This is a genomic window from Saccharopolyspora sp. MMCC62 (assembly GCF_057736575.1).
This window is the reverse complement of sequence record NZ_JBYKCM010000006.1, coordinates 193,090-209,513: the sequence shown is the minus strand read 5'-3', so window position 1 is coordinate 209,513 and position 16,424 is coordinate 193,090. Positions and strand designations below refer to the sequence as shown.

15 protein-coding genes and 2 pseudogenes are annotated in these 16,424 nt (G+C 73.3%); 8 read left to right on the top strand and 9 right to left on the bottom strand.

Going from position 1 to position 16,424, the window contains the following annotated elements; all coding sequences use genetic code 11:
* Positions 1–63: 63 nt before the first annotated feature.
* Entirely contained in the window at positions 64–978 is a 915-nt protein-coding gene (locus AC29IT_RS16470; RefSeq protein ID WP_488219291.1) for a dihydrodipicolinate synthase family protein, read from the bottom strand.
* Positions 975–1,784: an aldolase gene (locus AC29IT_RS16465; RefSeq protein WP_488219290.1), complete on the bottom strand. Its 810-nt coding sequence runs from the start codon at positions 1,782–1,784 to the stop codon at positions 975–977. The genes AC29IT_RS16470 and AC29IT_RS16465 overlap by 4 nt, the downstream gene beginning before the upstream one ends.
* A 101-nt stretch (positions 1,785–1,885) precedes the next feature.
* On the opposite strand from AC29IT_RS16465, the gene AC29IT_RS16460 reads away from it, so the two are divergent.
* Positions 1,886–2,434, top strand: a complete 549-nt coding sequence (locus tag AC29IT_RS16460) for a helix-turn-helix domain-containing protein (RefSeq protein ID WP_488219289.1) — start codon at positions 1,886–1,888, stop codon at positions 2,432–2,434.
* On the opposite strand, the gene AC29IT_RS16455 is transcribed toward AC29IT_RS16460, so the two are convergent.
* Entirely contained in the window at positions 2,431–2,586 is a 156-nt protein-coding gene (locus tag AC29IT_RS16455; protein WP_488219288.1) for a hypothetical protein, read from the bottom strand. The two genes, AC29IT_RS16460 and AC29IT_RS16455, sit on opposite strands and share 4 nt — an antisense overlap.
* A 718-nt stretch (positions 2,587–3,304) precedes the next feature.
* On the bottom strand, positions 3,305–4,813 hold the full coding sequence (locus tag AC29IT_RS16450; protein WP_488219287.1) for an aminobutyraldehyde dehydrogenase: 1,509 nt from the start codon (positions 4,811–4,813) through the stop codon (positions 3,305–3,307).
* A 98-nt stretch (positions 4,814–4,911) separates the two neighbouring features.
* On the opposite strand from AC29IT_RS16450, the gene AC29IT_RS16445 reads away from it, so the two are divergent.
* A complete protein-coding gene (locus AC29IT_RS16445) occupies positions 4,912–5,934 on the top strand; it encodes an EamA family transporter (protein ID WP_488219286.1) in 1,023 nt (340 codons plus the stop codon).
* On the opposite strand, the gene AC29IT_RS16440 is transcribed toward AC29IT_RS16445, so the two are convergent.
* Complete coding sequence (locus AC29IT_RS16440) at positions 5,819–6,499, bottom strand: GntR family transcriptional regulator (protein ID WP_358441827.1); 681 nt, start codon at positions 6,497–6,499, stop codon at positions 5,819–5,821. The two genes, AC29IT_RS16445 and AC29IT_RS16440, sit on opposite strands and share 116 nt — an antisense overlap.
* 649 nt (positions 6,500–7,148) lie before the next feature.
* On the opposite strand from AC29IT_RS16440, the gene AC29IT_RS16435 reads away from it, so the two are divergent.
* The 3 genes from AC29IT_RS16435 to AC29IT_RS16425 are packed head-to-tail and all read left to right on the top strand — an operon-like array spanning position 7,149 to position 10,990.
* The gene (locus AC29IT_RS16435; protein WP_488219285.1) at positions 7,149–8,534 is read left to right on the top strand and encodes a protoporphyrinogen/coproporphyrinogen oxidase; all 1,386 of its coding nucleotides are present in this window, start codon (positions 7,149–7,151) and stop codon (positions 8,532–8,534) included.
* Between the two features lie 52 nt (positions 8,535–8,586).
* Positions 8,587–9,480 carry a dihydrodipicolinate synthase family protein gene (locus AC29IT_RS16430; protein ID WP_488219284.1) on the top strand — a complete coding sequence of 298 codons (894 nt, stop codon included), beginning with the start codon at positions 8,587–8,589 and terminating at the stop codon, positions 9,478–9,480.
* A 1-nt stretch (position 9,481) separates the two neighbouring features.
* Positions 9,482–10,990 (top strand): alanine/glycine:cation symporter family protein, encoded by a 1,509-nt coding sequence (locus AC29IT_RS16425; RefSeq protein WP_488219283.1) that lies wholly within the window; start codon positions 9,482–9,484, stop codon positions 10,988–10,990.
* 158 nt (positions 10,991–11,148) lie between these two features.
* Here AC29IT_RS16425 and AC29IT_RS16420 read toward each other — a convergent pair whose 3' ends face one another.
* Positions 11,149–11,913 carry a phosphotransferase gene (locus AC29IT_RS16420; protein WP_488219282.1) on the bottom strand — a complete coding sequence of 255 codons (765 nt, stop codon included), beginning with the start codon at positions 11,911–11,913 and terminating at the stop codon, positions 11,149–11,151.
* Between the two features lie 320 nt (positions 11,914–12,233).
* Positions 12,234–13,085 (bottom strand): alpha/beta fold hydrolase, encoded by an 852-nt coding sequence (locus AC29IT_RS16415; protein ID WP_488219281.1) that lies wholly within the window; start codon positions 13,083–13,085, stop codon positions 12,234–12,236.
* 132 nt (positions 13,086–13,217) lie between these two features.
* Here AC29IT_RS16415 and AC29IT_RS16410 point away from each other — a divergent pair, with 132 nt between their 5' ends.
* Both AC29IT_RS16410 and AC29IT_RS16405 read left to right on the top strand, forming a co-directional pair.
* Entirely contained in the window at positions 13,218–13,826 is a 609-nt protein-coding gene (locus tag AC29IT_RS16410) for a TetR/AcrR family transcriptional regulator (RefSeq protein WP_488219280.1), read from the top strand.
* A gap of 301 nt (positions 13,827–14,127) precedes the next feature.
* A complete protein-coding gene (locus tag AC29IT_RS16405) occupies positions 14,128–14,862 on the top strand; it encodes an SDR family NAD(P)-dependent oxidoreductase (RefSeq protein WP_488219279.1) in 735 nt (244 codons plus the stop codon).
* A 71-nt stretch (positions 14,863–14,933) separates the two neighbouring features.
* Here the strand turns inward: AC29IT_RS16405 and AC29IT_RS16400 are convergent.
* Positions 14,934–15,026 (bottom strand): annotated as a pseudogene (locus tag AC29IT_RS16400) (AraC family transcriptional regulator); the annotation flags it as partial.
* A 235-nt stretch (positions 15,027–15,261) separates the two neighbouring features.
* Positions 15,262–15,471, bottom strand: a pseudogene (locus tag AC29IT_RS16395) (AraC family transcriptional regulator N-terminal domain-containing protein); the annotation flags it as partial.
* A gap of 8 nt (positions 15,472–15,479) precedes the next feature.
* Here AC29IT_RS16395 and AC29IT_RS16390 point away from each other — a divergent pair.
* Positions 15,480–16,421 carry an alpha/beta hydrolase gene (locus AC29IT_RS16390; RefSeq protein ID WP_488219278.1) on the top strand — a complete coding sequence of 314 codons (942 nt, stop codon included), beginning with the start codon at positions 15,480–15,482 and terminating at the stop codon, positions 16,419–16,421.
* The last annotated feature ends 3 nt before the right edge of the window (positions 16,422–16,424 follow it).

The window sequence follows — 16,424 nt, the reverse complement described above, 5'->3', positions numbered from 1 at the left end:
AGGTACACCGCCGAGCACCGGTACCGGGCCGGGGTGCGCGGGGGCCGCACCCCGCCCCGGTGCTCAGCTCGCGGCGGAGACGTCGGCCGCGGTGATGCCCAGGTCGGACAGCAGGGTGCGGAGCTGTTCGGCGCCCGCCGCGTCGAGCGGTTGCAGCGGTAGCCGCGGCACCCCGGCGTCCACACCGAGCTCGGCGAGCCCGGCCTTGACCGCGGTGGGCAGCCCGCGGGCGAGGATGAACTCCAGCAGCGGCAACAACGTCCCGGAGAGCTCCCGCGCCCGCCCGAGGTCCCCGTCGGCGACCGCGTCGTGCAGGTCCAGGACGTGCCGCGGGCACAGCGCGGGCGCCGCCGTGCACCAACCGGTCGCCCCGGCGGCCAGCGCGAGGAACGCGAGCGGGTTGGACCCGTTGAAGAACGGGACCTCGCCGCCGCCGAGCCGCGCGATGCGCTGCATGCGGGTGATGTCGCCGCTGGACTCCTTGATGGCCACGACGTTCGGGATCGTCTCGACCAGGTCGACGAGGAATTCCGGGGACAGGTCGATCCCGCTGGTCGCCGGGTTGTTGTAGACCATGATCGGCAGGTCGGTGCTCGCGCCGACCGCGGCGATGTGGGCGCGGACTTCGTCGGGGGCGAGCTTCCAGTAGGACATCGGCAGCACCATCACCATGTCGGCGCCGAGCCGCGCCGCGATGCGGGCCCGCTCGGTGGTGGCGGCCGTGGTGAGCGCGGAGACGCCCACGACGGTCGGCACCCGCCCGGCGGTGGCGTCGATGCTGGTGGCGGCCACGTCGGCCCATTCGGAGTCGCTGAGGTAGGCGCTCTCCCCGGTGCTGCCCAGCGGTGCGATGGCGTGCGCCCCGTCGCGGACGAGCCGGTCGACGAGGACGGCCAGCTGCTGGTGGTCGACCTCGTAGGTCGCGGGCCGGAACGGGGTGACCGGGTAGGCGACGATGCCGTGCACGGTGCTGCTCACGCGGAGGTCTCCTTCGAGTCGATGGCGTCGGGGTGGTTCCGCAGCGCGCGGCGCGCGTAGTAGGCGAAGTTGGCCTGGCTGCGCTTCGGGGTGAGGGTCCAGTCGTGGGCCTCGCGGGCCAGCGATTCGGGCAGTTCGCGGATCTCGCCCGCGGCCATCGCCAGCAGCTGCAGTCGGGCGGCGCGCTCGATGAGCACGGCCAGCGAGCAGGCTTCTTCGACGCTGGAGGCGGCGACGACCTGCCCGTGGTGCGCGAGCAGGATCGCCCGCTTGTCCCCCAGCGCGCCGGAGATGATCTCGCCCTCTTCGTCGCCGACCGGGACTCCCGGCCAGTCGCCGAGGAACGCGCAGTCGTCGTACAGCGGCGCGAGGTCCATCTGGGACACCTGCAACGGCACTTCGAGCATGGACAGCGCGGCGATGTGCAGCGGGTGGGTGTGCACGATGCAGCGCACGTCGGGGCGGGCCCGGTAGATCCAGGCGTGGAAGCGGTTCGCCGGGTTCGGCATGCCTTCGCCGTCGAGGACGGTGAGCTGCTCGTCGACGTGCACCAGGTTGTCGGCGGTGACCTCGTCGAAGCCGAGTCCGAGGCGCTGGGTCCAGAAGGTGCCGTCGTCCTCGCGGGCGGTGATCTGCCCCGCGAGGCCGGAGTCGTGCCCGGCGTCGTAGAGCACGCGGCAGGTGACCGCGACCTTCTCCTTGAGGCTGAGCGTCGAGGTGCTGATGTGGCGCTGCATGTCGCGCAGCGAATTGCGCATGTGGGCCTGCTTGTCCGCCGAAGCGGACGGGTCGGTGCTGTCGAGCATCGCGGGCTCCTCTCCTGAGCTCGCCGACACCATATGACACGAAGTTTCCTACAGGCAACTTGTGTCGTGTGCGAAACTGGTGGCACGCGAAGGAGGTCCCGGTGGGAGTGGCAGTGGTCCGCATGCTGCGGCGCGAGCGCGGCTGGACGCTCGAAGCCCTGGCCGAACAGGCCGGGATGACGAAGTCGTACCTCTCGAAGGTCGAACGCGGGCACAGCACGCCCTCGATCGCGGTGGCGATGCAGCTCGCCGCGGCGCTCGACGTCGACGTGGCCGCGCTGTTCGGCTCCCCCGACGACCAGGCCGTGCTGGAGATCAGCCGCGCCGAGGCGCGCGGCGGCGCCGCGCGGCACACCCCGCCGGACAGCTCGCCCTACGCCGGGCTGGCGACGCGGATGGCGGGCAAGCAGATGATGCCGTTCGTGCTGCACCCGACGACGACCTCGGCGCAGTGCACCTTCCGCGAGCACGACGGCGACGAGTTCGTGCTGGTGCTGCGCGGACGCGTCGAACTCCGCTTCCCGAACCGGACCGAGGTGCTCGGCACCGGCGACTCGGCGTACTTCCGCGGCGGCCAGCCGCACTACTTCCGCGCGGTCGACGACGAACCGGCCGAACTCCTCGCCGTCATCGCGGGCGGTCCCGGTTAGGCGTCCCGGAAACCCCGCAGCGCCGCGCGCACCGCGTCGGTGAGCTCGGCCCGGGCTCGATGCGCCTGGCCGGTGTCGCTGTGGAGCACGTCCAGGTGCAACCCGGTGCCGGTGCGGAGCAGCCAGAGCAGGATGCCGCCGATCTCGCTCACCCCGTGGTAGACGAGGACGTCGCCCGTCCCGTGCCGCTCGGCGTCGGGAACCCGCCGGATCCGCGTCCGGTCCTCAGTGGACCATCCGAAGCGGGCCGCGAATCGTGCTCTCCCAAGTGGTTTCGGCGGATCGGCGTGATCGGTGCGCGCGTGTGCCCGACCGCCTCGCGCGCGGGCACCCCGTCCGGCACGGCGCGGCAGGCCAGGGCGGTCCCGGTTCGGCCCGCACCACCGCGGCAGGGGAACCCGACCCGCTCCGGCCCGGCGCGTTCGTGGCTTCGCGCAGCGCCCGGCCGAAGTGCGCCGGGTCCGGCGGCATGCGGAAGTCACGTCGGCGCACCCACCGGCTCTCCCGCCCGGCCGGCGGGGGTTCCTCCCCCAGCAGGTACCAGGTCTACTCGGGCGCCGGATCGCGCAGCCCGCGCCCCCGGACGGCGGCCGCAGCAGGCCGGGGTGTCCGCCGCACCTCGACGTCCTCCCGGTCGGTCGTCCCGGCCCCGGCCGGTTCCCGCGCGAGCGTCCCCGCGGGAACCGGCACCGGGCCGCGTCGATCAGGTGCGGCCGCGTCCGGGCCGCCGCCGATCGGCCGCGGGGCGGCGCGGGGCGGGCAGTCGCGGCGGCACGCACCACCGCGCGCGCTCCGCACCGCCCGGCTCCGCGGTGGTCGCGGTCGGCGGGAACACCGAGCCGCCGCGAGACCGCTCCCCCGGTCGCTCGCTCATCGCGCGTGGTTGAGCTGGATGTGCTTGGTCCGGGAGAAGTCCTGGAGCGCGTAGATCGACAGGTCGCGCCCGTAGCCGGAACCCTTGAACCCGCCCCACGGCACCTCGCTGGCGAGCACGAGGTGGCTGTTCACCCACACCGTGCCGAAGTCCAGGCGGCGCGGGACGTCGAGGGACCGCGCGGCGTTCGTCGTCCACACCGAGGCGGCCAGCCCGTACACGACGTCGTTCGCCCTGGACACGGCTTCCTCCTCGTCCTCGAAGGTCTCGACCGTGATGACCGGGCCGAAGATCTCCTCGCGGGCGGCCTCGGTCCCCGGCGCGACGTCGACGAGGACGGTGGGCGCCAGGAAGAAACCGGGCCCGTCCAGCGCGCGGCCGCCCACGACGGCGCGGGCGCCCTCGGCCTCGGCACGTTCGACGAAGCCCTGCACGCGGTCGAGCTGGGCCTGCGAGATCAGCGGCCCGACCTCGATGTCGTCCCCGGCGCCGGGTTCGCCGACGGGGATCTCCCGGACCTGGGCGGCGAGCAGCTCGACGAACCGGTCGGCGACGCTCCGGTGCACGAGCACACGGGTGCCCGCGCCGCACTCCTGCCCGGAGTTCCAGTACCCGGCGGTACGCAGCGCTTCGGCGGCGGCGTCGAGGTCCGCGTCCTCGAAGATCACCACGGGCGCCTTGCCGCCGAGCTCCAGGTGCACCCGCTTGACCGAGTCCGCCGCGGCCGTCGCGACGGCCCGGCCGCTGCCGACGCTGCCGGTGACGGCGACGAGGTCGACCTGCGGGTGCTCGGCCAGCGCGGCGCCGACGACGGAACCCAGACCCAGCACGACGTTGAACGCTCCGGCGGGCAGCAGGTCGCGCACGACGTCGGCGAGCAGCAGCAGGGTCAGCGGCGTCTGCTCGGCGGGCTTGATGATCACGGTGTCGCCGACGCCGAGGATCGGCGCGATCTTCCAGGCGGCCATCAGCAGCGGGTAGTTCCACGGCACGATCGCGCCGACCACGCCGACCGGTTCGCGCAGCAGGATCGAGGTGTGGTCGCGCACGTACTCGGCGGCCCCGGCCTCGGTGAAGGCACGTGCGGCGCCCGCGGCGAAGCGGAAGACGTCGACGGCGCCCTGCACGTCATCGGCGGCGACGGCGCCGGGCTTGCCGGTGTCGAGGGATTCCAGCCGGGCGAAGTCGTCGGCGCGCTGCTCGATGCGGTTCGCGATCTCCAGCAGGAGGTCGGCGCGCTCGCGCGGAGTGGTCCGCCCCCATTCGGCGAACGCGGCGCGCGCGGCGGTGGCCGCCCGGTCCACGTCGGCGCGGGTGCCGCTGGGCACGTCGGCGACGGTCTCGCCGGTGGACGGGTCGATCAGGGCGATCGTCTCCGCCGCGGTGGTCTCGAAGGCGCCGTCGATGAAGTGCCCGAGCGGCGGGAGGGAATCGCGGGCGGGGAGGCCGTCGCCCGCGCGGCGCACCACCGCGGCGTCGTTGTCGTGGGTGCTGGTCCGGGACATGGGAAGTCCTTTCGTCTCGGCGTGATCCGTCGCTAACCTAAGATGTGATCACAGATCACATACTCCCTTCCAGGGTCGGCTTCGCGCAAGGAGGCAGCGTGGAACGCAACGGATCCGCCGAACGCGTCCGGGGGACCGCGGCGTCGCTCGGCGCATCGGTGCTCTTCGGCGGGATCTTCCTCGCCTCCGGGCTCGTCGACGCCTCGGCGGAGGCGGTGTTCGGCTGGCGCGTCATCCTGACCGCGGCGTTCTACCTCGGCCTGCTCGCGACGCGCCGCGGCCGGGCGCACGCGGCGGCGTTCCTCGACGTCCTCCGCTCGCGGTGGTGGCGGCCGCTCGCGTTCGCCGGGCTCGCCGCACTCATCGCGATGCAGCTGTGGCTGTTCGCGTGGGCGCCGGTGCACCAGCACGCGCTGGACGCCTCGCTCGGGTTCCTGCTGCTGCCGATCGTGCTCGTCATCGTCGGCAGGCTCGTCTTCGCGGCGGCGGTCAGCCGGGCGCAGTGGATCGCGGTCGGGATCGCCGCGGCCGCGGTCGCGATCCGGATCGGCACCACGATGGCGCTGTCCTGGGTGACGTTCGCGGTCGCGGTCGGGTACGCGGTGTACTTCACCTCCCGCAAGCGCGCCGGGCTCGACGGGCCCGCCGCGTTCGGCGGCGAGGTGCTGCTCGGCACGCCGCTCGCGATCACCCTCGTCCTCGTCGCCCCCGGGGCGAGCACCCCGGGCGGGCAGGCCGCAGTGCTCGCGGCCGGACTGGCCGGGGCGATCGCGATGAGCGCCTACCTGGCCGCGTCCGGACTGCTGCCGATGCCGCTGTTCGGACTGCTGAGCTACGTGGAACCGGTGCTGCTGTTCGCCGCCGCGCTCCTGCTCGGCGAACGGCTGGACCCGGCGTCGATCGGCGTCTACGGGCTGCTGGCCGTGGCGCTCGCACTGCTCGCCGCCGACGGCTTCCGCCGCAGGCGGCCGAACCGCACCGGTCTCCCGCGGGACACCGTGGCCGTCAGCCGGAGCGCTGCGCGGCCAGCAACGCCTCGATCCGACCGGTCGCGTCCCGCAGCGACTCGTCCGAGGCCGTGGCGGCGGCCTCGGCGTCCTGCGACTCGGCAGCGGCGATGAGCCGTTCCTGGTACAGCCACAGGGAATCGTCGGCCGCGGTCTCGACCGTGCCCTGCGCGCCGACGATCTTGTAGGGGCGGCACTGCCGCCACAGGTTGCGGATCAGCTGCACCAGCACCGGGTTGCCGGACGCCACGTACAACGTCTCCAGCACGGCCTCGTCGTGATCGAGGCTCTCCACGACGCGCCGCTCGCGGAGGCTGACGAGCATCCGCTCGTACTCGGCGCGCATGGTGGCCAGCCCGGCCGCGTCGATGCGCTCGGCACCGGCGCGCGCCGCGGCCACCTCCAGCACCCGGCGCGTCTCGTACACGTGGATGAGCTCCTCCAAGGACAGCCCGCGGACCACGGCGCCCTTGTGCGGTTCGCGCTCGACGAGCCCGGCCTCCTCCAGCCGCCGGATGGCCTCCCGCACGGGCATCACGCTGGTGCCGACCTCCGCGGCGACGTCCCGGATGCGCAGCCGCGCGCCGGCGGCGAACTCGCCGTTCAAGATCCCGTCGTGCAGGAAGTCGTAGACCTGGTCGGTCAGCAGGGTCGGCTCGATGCGTCGGGAGGTGGCCACGGAGCCCAGGTTAGTGGCGCCGATCGCCGAAGCGTGCACCGACTTCTGGCGCGTCGTGGCCGGGTGGCGGAACCTCGGTGGACCTTCGCCGCGGGATAGTCCCCACCGTCGGCTCCGGCGACGATGCCGCCCTGCGGAGGAACCGCCGAGAACCCTGGCCGGATGGTCGGGCTGCGCGCGCGGTCGTCGGCTCAGCGGCCTCGCCGCGGGCCGGGGTGCGAGCCGAGCCGCCGCGCGGGTGCAGGCCCCCGCCGCGCGGCCGCAGGGCCTCCCCGCCGCGGCGGTGCAGGGCCTCCCCGCCGCGCCCAGTCAAGTTCATACCCCCCGAAAGGGTTGATTTGATTTGTGATCACAGATTACATTCTCGGACCAGTGGCGCCCATCACCGTTCCGGGCCTGATCGCAGCGGCAGTGCGCCCCACCCGACCGTCCGGCACCGCCCGGACGAGTCCGTCCCAACGGAGGGAGGCGTCGTGGACAGGTCATGGCCACGTCCGGTGCCACACCCGCGCCTCCCCCGCTCCCCGCTCAGGACGCGCGCAGCCGCGACCTCCGCGCCACCCGGACCACCGGCGCGCCCCCGCCGCCGGGGCGCGCCACCACCGCCGCTCGGCGGCACCCACCTCGCGGACCACGAATGGAGTGACAGATGAAGGACGCGATCGTCATCGGAGCCGGCCTCGCCGGCCTGTCGGCGGCCTGGCGGCTCCGGCACTGGGACGCGGTGGTCCTCGAAGCCGACGAGCGCGTCGGCGGCCGCATCCGCTCGGAACGCCGCGGCCGCTACTGGCTCAACTGGGGCGGGCACGTCTTCGCCGGCGCCGACTCCTCGACCGACGCCCTGCTCAACGAGGTCGGCGTCGCCGCGATGGCCGTCCCCGGCTCGCTGCAAGCGCTGGCCATGAACGGGAAGTTCCTCCGGAAGGGCCACATCGCGACCTACCCGTTCCGCATCCCGATGCCCACCGCCGCGCGGATCGGCACCATGCGCGCCGGGCTCAAGGTCGTCGCCGAGGTGGCCAAGTACACCGGGGTGGTGCGCAAGCGCCCCGGCGAATCCGGGGCCGCGCGCCAACAGCGGATCTACGACTTCGCCAACGACCGCTCGTTCCAGGACTTCGTCGGGCACCTGCCCGAGGACGCGGCGGCGCTGTTCCGGACGACGGTCACCCGCTCCGCCGGGGACATGGACCAGATCTCGGCCGGGGCGGGCATCGGCTACTTCAGCCTGGTGCTCGGCTTCGGACAGGGCCTCAGCCGCGGCATCGCCGGCGGACCGTCCACCCTCACCGAAACGATCGCGGCCGCGCTCGGCGACCGCGTGCGGCTCGGCGCCGCCGTGCAGGAGGTCGTGCGCAAGCCCGGTTCGGTCGTGGTGCGCTACCGCCAGGACGGAGTGGACCGCGAGGTCGAGGCGCGCACCGTCGTGCTCGCCACCACCGCCGACGTCTCGCACCGCATCGGCGTGGATCTGCCCGACGAGCTGCGCGACGCGCTGGGCCGCATCGAGTACGGGCCGCACGTCAGCTCCGCGTTCCTCACCGACGAGACCTCGGCCCGCCCGTGGGATGACATCTACGCCATCGCCGCGCCGAAGCGGTCGTTCGCGATCGCGCTGAACCAGGCGAACCTGGTGCGCGGCACCGAATCCGCGCGCCAGCCCGGCGGGAGCTTCATGACCTTCTCCCCCGCCTCGCTCGGCCGGGCGCTGCTGGACAAGACCGACGACGAGGTGGTGCGCACTCACCTGGCCGACCTGGACCAGATCCTCGGGCACGGCTTCGCCGACTCCGTCGTGGAGGCCGAAGCGGCGCGGTGGGCGGTCGCCTCGCCGTACTCGTTCCCCGGCCGCGCGAAGCTGCAGTCCACCCTCATCCGCGGCGCCGATCGCGTCCACCTGGCCGGTGACTACCTCGGCACGCTCTACACCGAGAGCGCCATCACCTCCGGTTTCTCGGCCGCGCAGGAAGCCGCGAGCTTCCTCGCCACCGAACGCCAGACCCACCGGGCCGCTCCCGCGCCCGCCGCCGTCTGACCCCGCCACACCCTCGCAGCAGAGAAGTCGCAGCAGAGAAGGAGAACCACCCGTGACGAACAACCTCAACGGCGTGCTCACCGCGCTGGTCACCCCGTTCGACGGGGACGAATCGATCGACCTACCGGTGCTGAAGAAGGTCGTCGACCGCTCCATCGAGTCCGGTGTGGACGGTGTCGTGGCCGCGGGCTCCACCGCCGAGGTCGGCGCGCTGAGCCCGGACGAGCGGCTCCGCCTCGTCGACACCGTCGTCGAGCACACCGCGGGGCGCGTCCCGGTAGTCGCGCAGACCGGCGCCACCAGCACCGCCGAAGCCATCCGGCTCTCCCGGGCCGCCGAGCGCAGCGGCGCGGACGTGCTGATGCTCGTCACCCCGTTCTACGAGCCGATCAGCCTCGACGAGACCGTGGCCTACCTCAAGGACGTCGCCGCCTCGGTCGAACTGCCGATCATGCTCTACAACATCCCGGCCGCGACCGGCGTCAACCTCGACCCGGAGACCGTGCGCGGGCTCGCCGAGAGCACCGGCAACATCCGCTACATCAAGGACTCCAGCGCGAACTGGGAGCAGGCGCTGCAGCTGATCCACCACCACGGCGACGTGATCGGTACCTTCATCGGCTGGGACGTCTACATCTACAGCGCCCTCGTGGAAGGCGCCGCAGGCGTGATGGCCGGGGCGGCGAACGTGGTCCCGGAGGAGATCGTGGCGGTCCGCCGCAGCATCGCCGACGGCGACCTGTCCGGTGCGCTCGCGCAGTGGAAGGCGCTGTACCCGGTCATCGACTCGCTCATCTCGGCGCCGTTCATCCCCGCGGTGAAGGCGGGCACCGGGCTGCGCGGTCTCGACGTCGGCTCCCCGCGGCGCCCCACCGCGCCGCTGGACGCGGCGAGCACGGCCCGCGTCGAGGAAGCGCTGGCCGCGATCCGGGGGGAGGCGCGGTGATATGGGCCTGTCCTCCCTCGCGGACGAACTCGCGGCGGTAGCCGACGCTATCTGGACGCCGATGGCCTACCTCGCCATCGGGTTGGGCGTGCTGTTCACGATCGGCACGAAAGCGGTGCAGTTCCGGCGCATCCCGGACATGCTGCGCCAGTTGCGGGACACGCCGGGCGAATCCGGCGGGCTGTCCTCGTTCCAGGCGCTGGTGCTCGCGCTCGGCAGCCGCGTCGGCGTCGGCAGCATCGCCGGGGTCGCGACCGCGATCGGCGGTGGCGGGCCGGGCGCGCTGCTGTGGATGGCGATCACCGGGCTGGTCGGCTGCACCGTCGGCTACGCCGAGGCCGCCTTGGCGCAGGTGTTCAAGCGCCAGGTGCAGGACGAGGATCGGCAGCGGGCCGGTGAGGACATCGGGGGCATGCCGTACTACATCAAGCACGGCCTGCGCATCCCGTTCCTCGGCGGGCTCGTCGCCGTCCTCGGCCTCGTCGGGTACGGGTTCGTCTTCCCCGGGTTCCAGGTGAGCACCATCGCCTCCAGCGCGAAGCTCGCGTTCGGGTTGCCGTCGTGGATCCCGGCGCTGATCATCACCGGGCTGATCGCGGTGATCATCTTCGGCGGGACCACCCGCATCGTGAAGGTGACGCAGCTGCTCGTGCCGGTCCTGGCGGTCGGCTACCTGGTGCTGGCCCTCGCGGTCATCGGCACGAACGTCGAGAACGTGCCCGCGGCGGTGTCGCTCATCGTGCGGTCGGCGTTCGGTCTGGAGCCGATGCTGGCCGGGCTCACCGGCGCGGCGGTGGCGTGGGGCGTGCGGCGGGCGGTGTTCGCCTCGGCGAACGGGCTCGGCGAGGCGACCTTCGCGGCCGCAGCGGCGCGCACCTCGCACCCCGGCAAGCAGGGGCTGGTGCAGAGCTTCAGCATCTACATCGACGTGCTGCTGATCTGCATGGCGACCGGGCTGATGATGGTGGTGTCCGGGAAGTACAACGTCTCGGACCACTCCGGCGGGTTCTTCATCGAGAACGTGCCCGGCCTGGACGCGGGCCCGAACTGGGTGCAGGCCGCCATCGACACGCTGGTGCCCGGTTGGGGCGCGGGATTCGTCGCCGTCGCGGTGCTGCTGTTCGGGTTCACCTGCCTGCTGCTGTACTTCTACGTCGCGAACTCCAACCTGCTGTTCCTGCTGGACGGCCGGAAGGGTCCGGTGTGGACGATGGTGCTGCGGCTGGGCACGGTCGCGGTGGTCTTCACCGGTTCGGTGCTCGACGCCGACCTGGTGTGGGCGGCGGGCGACATCGGGCTCGGGCTGATCGCCTGGGTGAACCTGCTGTGCCTGGTGCTGCTGTACCCGGTGGTGCACAAGATCTGCCGCGACTACGACCGGCAGCGCAAGCTCGGCATCGACCCGGTCTTCGACCCGGTGGCGCTGGGCATCGAGGGAGCGGACTTCTGGCATCCGGACCCGTCCCCCGCACCGGCGGGCCGCGTCGCGGAACGGCCTACCGCCGACTGACCGGTCGGGGCTGGGCGAGGGCCGGGGTGCCGGGGTGCGGAACCACGCCGGCACCCCGGCCCTGCTCATGTCCGCCCCACGGCACGGTCGCCACTCGTACGCCGCGAACGGGATGCGCCGCGGCCCGGGCCGGTTCCGGCGAAGCGCGGATTCCGGGCTCAGTCCAGGATCGCGGTGGCGGTCAGGTGGTCGATGTCGTGGCGGTAGATCTCGGTGTCGCCGCGGTCCAGCACGGCCTGCTGCGCCGGATCCCCCGCCCGGGCCGAGCCGACGATGAACTCGACGAGGTCCTGCAACCTGGTGATGGCGATGCGCAGCACGTCGGCCGGGGTGATCTCGGGCAGGCCGTAGGCGTCGCAGAACAGCGCGAGCCGCCGCCGCTGCTCGGCGACGCCCGGGTGGCCGACGTCCGGGTTCCGCGGTCCGGTGAGCGGGACGAACCGGTACGCCGTGTAGCCGAGGTCCCACACCCGCGGTCCGGGCGACGCCGTGTCGAAATCGATCACGCCGGTGATCCGGCCGTCCTCGAACAGCAGGTTGTACGGGCAGAAGTCGTTGTGGCACAGCACTTCCCGCGGCTCGTGCGGAGGCCACTGCCACACCGCGCCGGCCGGGGGCTCGAAGTCCACCGTGGCGTCGTGGTACTCGCGCAGCAGGCCCGCCACCTCGCGCAGGGTGTGGTCGGAGAGCACCGAGGCGGCCAGCGGGTAGGTCGCGACCGCACCGGACAGGAAACCGAGCACCTCCCGGCCCCGCTCATCGCGTCCCAGCGGTTCCGGCGCGCGGGTGAACCCGCGCCGCCGCAGGTGGGCGAGCAGCGCGTGCACGGCGGGGGTCCACGGACCGGCGGTGCGCCGCACCGTGTTCCCGACCCGCGTCACCGCCGTCATGTTCCCCCCGGCGAGGACCTCTTCTTCCGCCATCCGCTCCCCTTCCCGACGGCCCCGAGTACAGCAGTTCGCCGATCGGGTGATCGTGCTCGGGGGTCTCCCGGCACCACGTCCGCAGCGGCACGTCTTCCGGAAACACCGCCCCGAAGGGCGCGTCGTCCGGCACCGCCCCGAAGGGCGCGTCGTCGAGGACCGTCGTCCGAGGTGCGGCGCCGCTCCGGGCGCGACGCGTTCCGAACGGGTGGGCGCCGCGCCCGGATCCGAGTGCGCGCGGCGGGCACATGGCGTCGCCGCTCCTCGACCGGGCGGTGCGGCACCACCGCGACGCCCCGGCTCGTTCGCCGCTTCGCGGATCAGCCCGCGAGGCGCCGGATTTCGTCGACGACGACGTCGGGTTCCGCGAGCGGAACGCAGTGGCCGGAGCGCTGCGCGACCACGTGCCTGCCCTGCGGGGACTGCGCCGTCCGGTGCGCGTGGCTCGCGTTCGCGTCGGCCCGCGCCGCCGCGTTCATGCCGCCCCCGGCGCGGCCGCCGGAGATCACCGTGCCCGGGAGGTCGCCGAGCTCCGGTGGCGCCTCCCGGAAGGCGAGGAGCTCGTCGAGGAACGTCCGCGACCGCTCGGCCTGGGTGCGCACCAGCCGCGGGGTGCACCCGTCCCGCAGCACGGCGCGGCGGGCGTCCGGTGGCAGCGGCCGGCACAGCGGCCCGAGCAGGCGCGCGCGGGCCGGCAGCAGGTGGGTCCGGATCACCCACTTCTCGGCGCGCCGGAATCCGGGGGTGAACAGCGCTTCGGACGCCTCGTCGGCCGGGTCGACCAGGACGATCCCGGCGCTGCGGTCCGGCCGGTCGGCCGCGGCCCGGCGGACGAGCGGCCCGCCGGCGCTGTGCCCGACCAGCACGAACGGCCCCGGCCCGAGGTCGTCGAGCACCGATCTGCGGCCGTCGGCCATCCGCCGCAGCGTCCGGGACACCGGGTCGGGCGCGCTGGCTCCCAGGCCGCTGCGGTCGTAGACCACGGCCCGCGCGAACTCGGCGACCGCAGGTTGCCCCAGCGCCCACGAGCGCCCGCCCGCCGCCGCGCCCGCTTCGGGCACCACCGTCGGCGCGCCGGGCGGCCCGGGCAGTTCCCTGCCGTGCAAGGTGCGCCCGTCCGGCATCGCGAACGGCCGCACCGCGCCCTGCACGTGCTCTCCACGATCTCCCATGGCGAGGCGAGGCTCACCACACCTCGGCGAACTCGGGAACGCACCGCCCTGATCGCCACCTCGCGTTCCGACGGCGGTGGAACGGGACCGCACGTGCCGGATCGTCCGGGCGCGCGGCGGTAGCCTGGGCCGGTGGAGACCGAACAGCGCCGTCCGGCGGGCAGGCCGCGGGGGTTCGACGCCGACGAGGCCCTCGAACGCGCCCTGCTGGTGTTCTGGGAGCAGGGCTACGAGGGCGCCAGCCTCGCCAACCTGACCGGCGCGATGGGCATCTCCACCACCAGCATGTACGCCGCGTTCGGCAACAAGGAGGAGCTGTTCCGCAAGGCCCTGCAGCGCTACCTCGAAGGCCCGAGCGCCTACGCGAGCCGCGCGCTGGAGGAGCCGACGGCGTTCGAGGTCGCCACCGCGCTGCTGGCCGGGGCCGTCCGGACCACCACGCTCCCCGAGCACCCGCACGGGTGCCTCACCGTGCAGGCCGCCCTGGCCACCGGCGAGTCCGGGCGCGGAGCGCGGGACCTCCTGCGGAACTGGCGGCGGGACAGCCACACCTGCCTCCGGGAGCGCTTCGAGCGGGCCATCGACGAGGGCGATCTGCCCGCCGGGACGGATGCGGGCCTGCTCGCCCGGCTGGTGAGCACCGTGTCGGCCGGCATCGCCGTGCAGGCGGCGAGCGGGGTCGGGCGCGAGGAGCTCCAGGAGCTGGCGGACGCGGCGCTGCGCAACTGGCCGTTGTGCTGAGCGGTTCCCGAGCAGAGCCGGGATCGTCCGCACCGGTGGCTCCGGCGGGCGACACCGCCGTCCGCACCAGGAGAACGCCGAGAACCCGCGGGTGATCGGGCGGTCCACGCGCTGACGGGAAGACGACACGAGCTCGCGTGCCGGTCCACGACCGGGCCGTGACGTCGTTTCGCCGACGGCGCGGGAAATTCCCCATCGGGGCGACGTGTTCAGCACATCGCCGATTCTGCATCGACCGTTTCAGAACGTGCTAGCGTCTCGTTCTGCATCGATCGCTACAGAACTGGAAGCGGGTTCGACCATGGGACTGCTCGAAGGCAAGACCGCCGTCGTCACCGGCGGCAGCACCGGCATCGGCCTGGCCGCCGCCCAGCGCCTCGCCGCGGAGGGCGCGCACGTCTTCATCACCGGACGTCGCGAGGAAGAGCTGGCGAAGGCCGTCGCCACCGTCGGCGACGCGACCGGCGTGCGCGGCGACGTCAGCGTCGCCGCCGACGTGGACCACCTCTACGAACAGGTGCGCGCCCGCGGCGCGGGCCTGGACGTGCTGTTCGCCAACGCGGGCATCAACCACCTCGCGCGGCTGCTGGAGCTCACCGAGGAGGACCACGACCGGATCTTCGACATCAACGTCAAGGGCACCTTCCTCACCGTGCAGAAGGCCGTTCCGCTGCTCAACGACGGCGCCTCGGTGATCCTCACCGGCTCGACCGCGGGCAGGCGCGCCGTGCCGGGCATGGGCGCGTACGGGGCGTCGAAGGCCGCGGTGCGCTCGTACGCGCGGACCTGGGCCAACGAGCTGAGCGGCCGGGGCATCCGGGTCAACGCGGTATCCCCGGGGCCGGTCGACACCGCGATGTTCGAGCAGGTCTTCGGCACCCACGAGGAACGCTCCTCGGTCGCGGCGCACCTGCCCGCCGGGCGGGCCGGCCTCCCCGAGGAACCCGCCGCCGCGGTGGCGTTCCTCGCCTCGCCGCAGAGCAGCTTCGTCCACGGCGCCGACATCCTCGTCGACGGCGGTGAACTCGTCGCCTGAGCCGCACGGCCCCGGGAACCGCCGGGCCGCCCCCGCGCACCGGAGCGCGCCGTGTCCCGGATCGGCGCCACCCCGAACATCCGCTTGTAGTCGCGGCTGAACCGGGATGCGCTCGCGTACCCGACGGCGACCGCGATGCGCGCCAACGTGTCCGCGTCGGCCACGACGAGACGTCGTGGCCTCGTGCAACCGCACCTGCTCGTGGAACTGGACCGGGGTCGCCCCGGTCGCGGCCTTGACGTGGCGGTGGAAGGTCGTCGCGCTCATCCCCGCCCGTTCCGCGAGCCGCGCCACGCCCACCGGGGCGTCGACGTGCTCGCGCAGCCAGGTGGTGCAGTGCCCGATGCGGCCGAGCACGCTGTCCGCCCTGGCCAGCCGCAGCAGCGCTCCCCCGCCGGGCCCGCTCGACATCCGGTGGAGCAGTTCCCGGCGCACCCCGCCCGCGAGGAACTTCGCGTCCGCCGGATCGTCGGCGAGCCGCAGCAACCGCAGCAGCGGATCGGGCACCTCGGGCCCCACCGGGTGCACCGACACCGCGCCGTCGTCCTCGTCCCGAGAGGACCGGCCGGGAGCGGGATACTCCCCGCAGTTCTCCTGGTCCTCCCCCACCGGAGCCGATGACGATCGCACAACAGTCCACTTCGGACGAACTCGACGCCGTGCTCGACCGGCTGGCGCACGGGCTCGCGCACCCGATCCGCTCTCCCCTGCTGCACGACCCGGGCGAAGCGGGACTCGCCTACGAGGAGCTGTCCTTCCCATCGCAGGACGGGACGCCGCTCGAAGCGTGGTACGTGCCGCGCGAGGGCTCGGACCGGCTGATCGTCTGCATGCACCCGCGTTCGTTCAGCCGCGCCGGTTTCCCCGCGCACCTCGAACCGTGGCGGTCGGCGTTCGGCACCGGGCTCGGCAACGACTTCGACGTGAACTTCGTGCCCAACTACCGGATCCTGCACGACAACGGGTACCACGTGCTGGCGTTCGACTTCCGCAACTTCGGGCTCAGCGCCGCGGCGAACGGCGGGTTCCCGTCGAACTTCCGGTTCGAGGCCAGGGACGTCCTCGGGGCGCCGGCCCACGTCCGCTCGCACCCCGAGCTCGCCGGGATGAAGCTCGGCCTGTTCGCCGCGTGCCTGGGCGCGGACAGCACCTTCCGGGCGATCTCCGCGGAGCCGCGGGCGTTCGACGGGGTGCGCTGCCTGGTGGCGCCACTGCTGCTGTCACCGCGCGCCATCCTGGAGCGGCAGCTGGAGCGCGCCGGGCTCGCCGAGCACGCCGACGAGGTCGACCGGCGCCAGCAGCTGCACACCAGCATCCGGCTCGCCGACGGTTCGCCCGCGCGGTTCGCGCCGGACGTGCTGCTGCCGACGCTGACCTACGGGATGCACGACGACGCGCTGGTGGACCGGTCCGACCTGCAGCGGATCTTCGACCGGATCGGGGCAGCGGACAAATCGCTGTTCTGGATCCACGGCACCACCCGGCGCTGGGACGGCTACGCGCACTTCCAGCGGCACCCGGAAAGCGTCCTCGAATGGCTCGACGCCCGCATGGAATAGCGG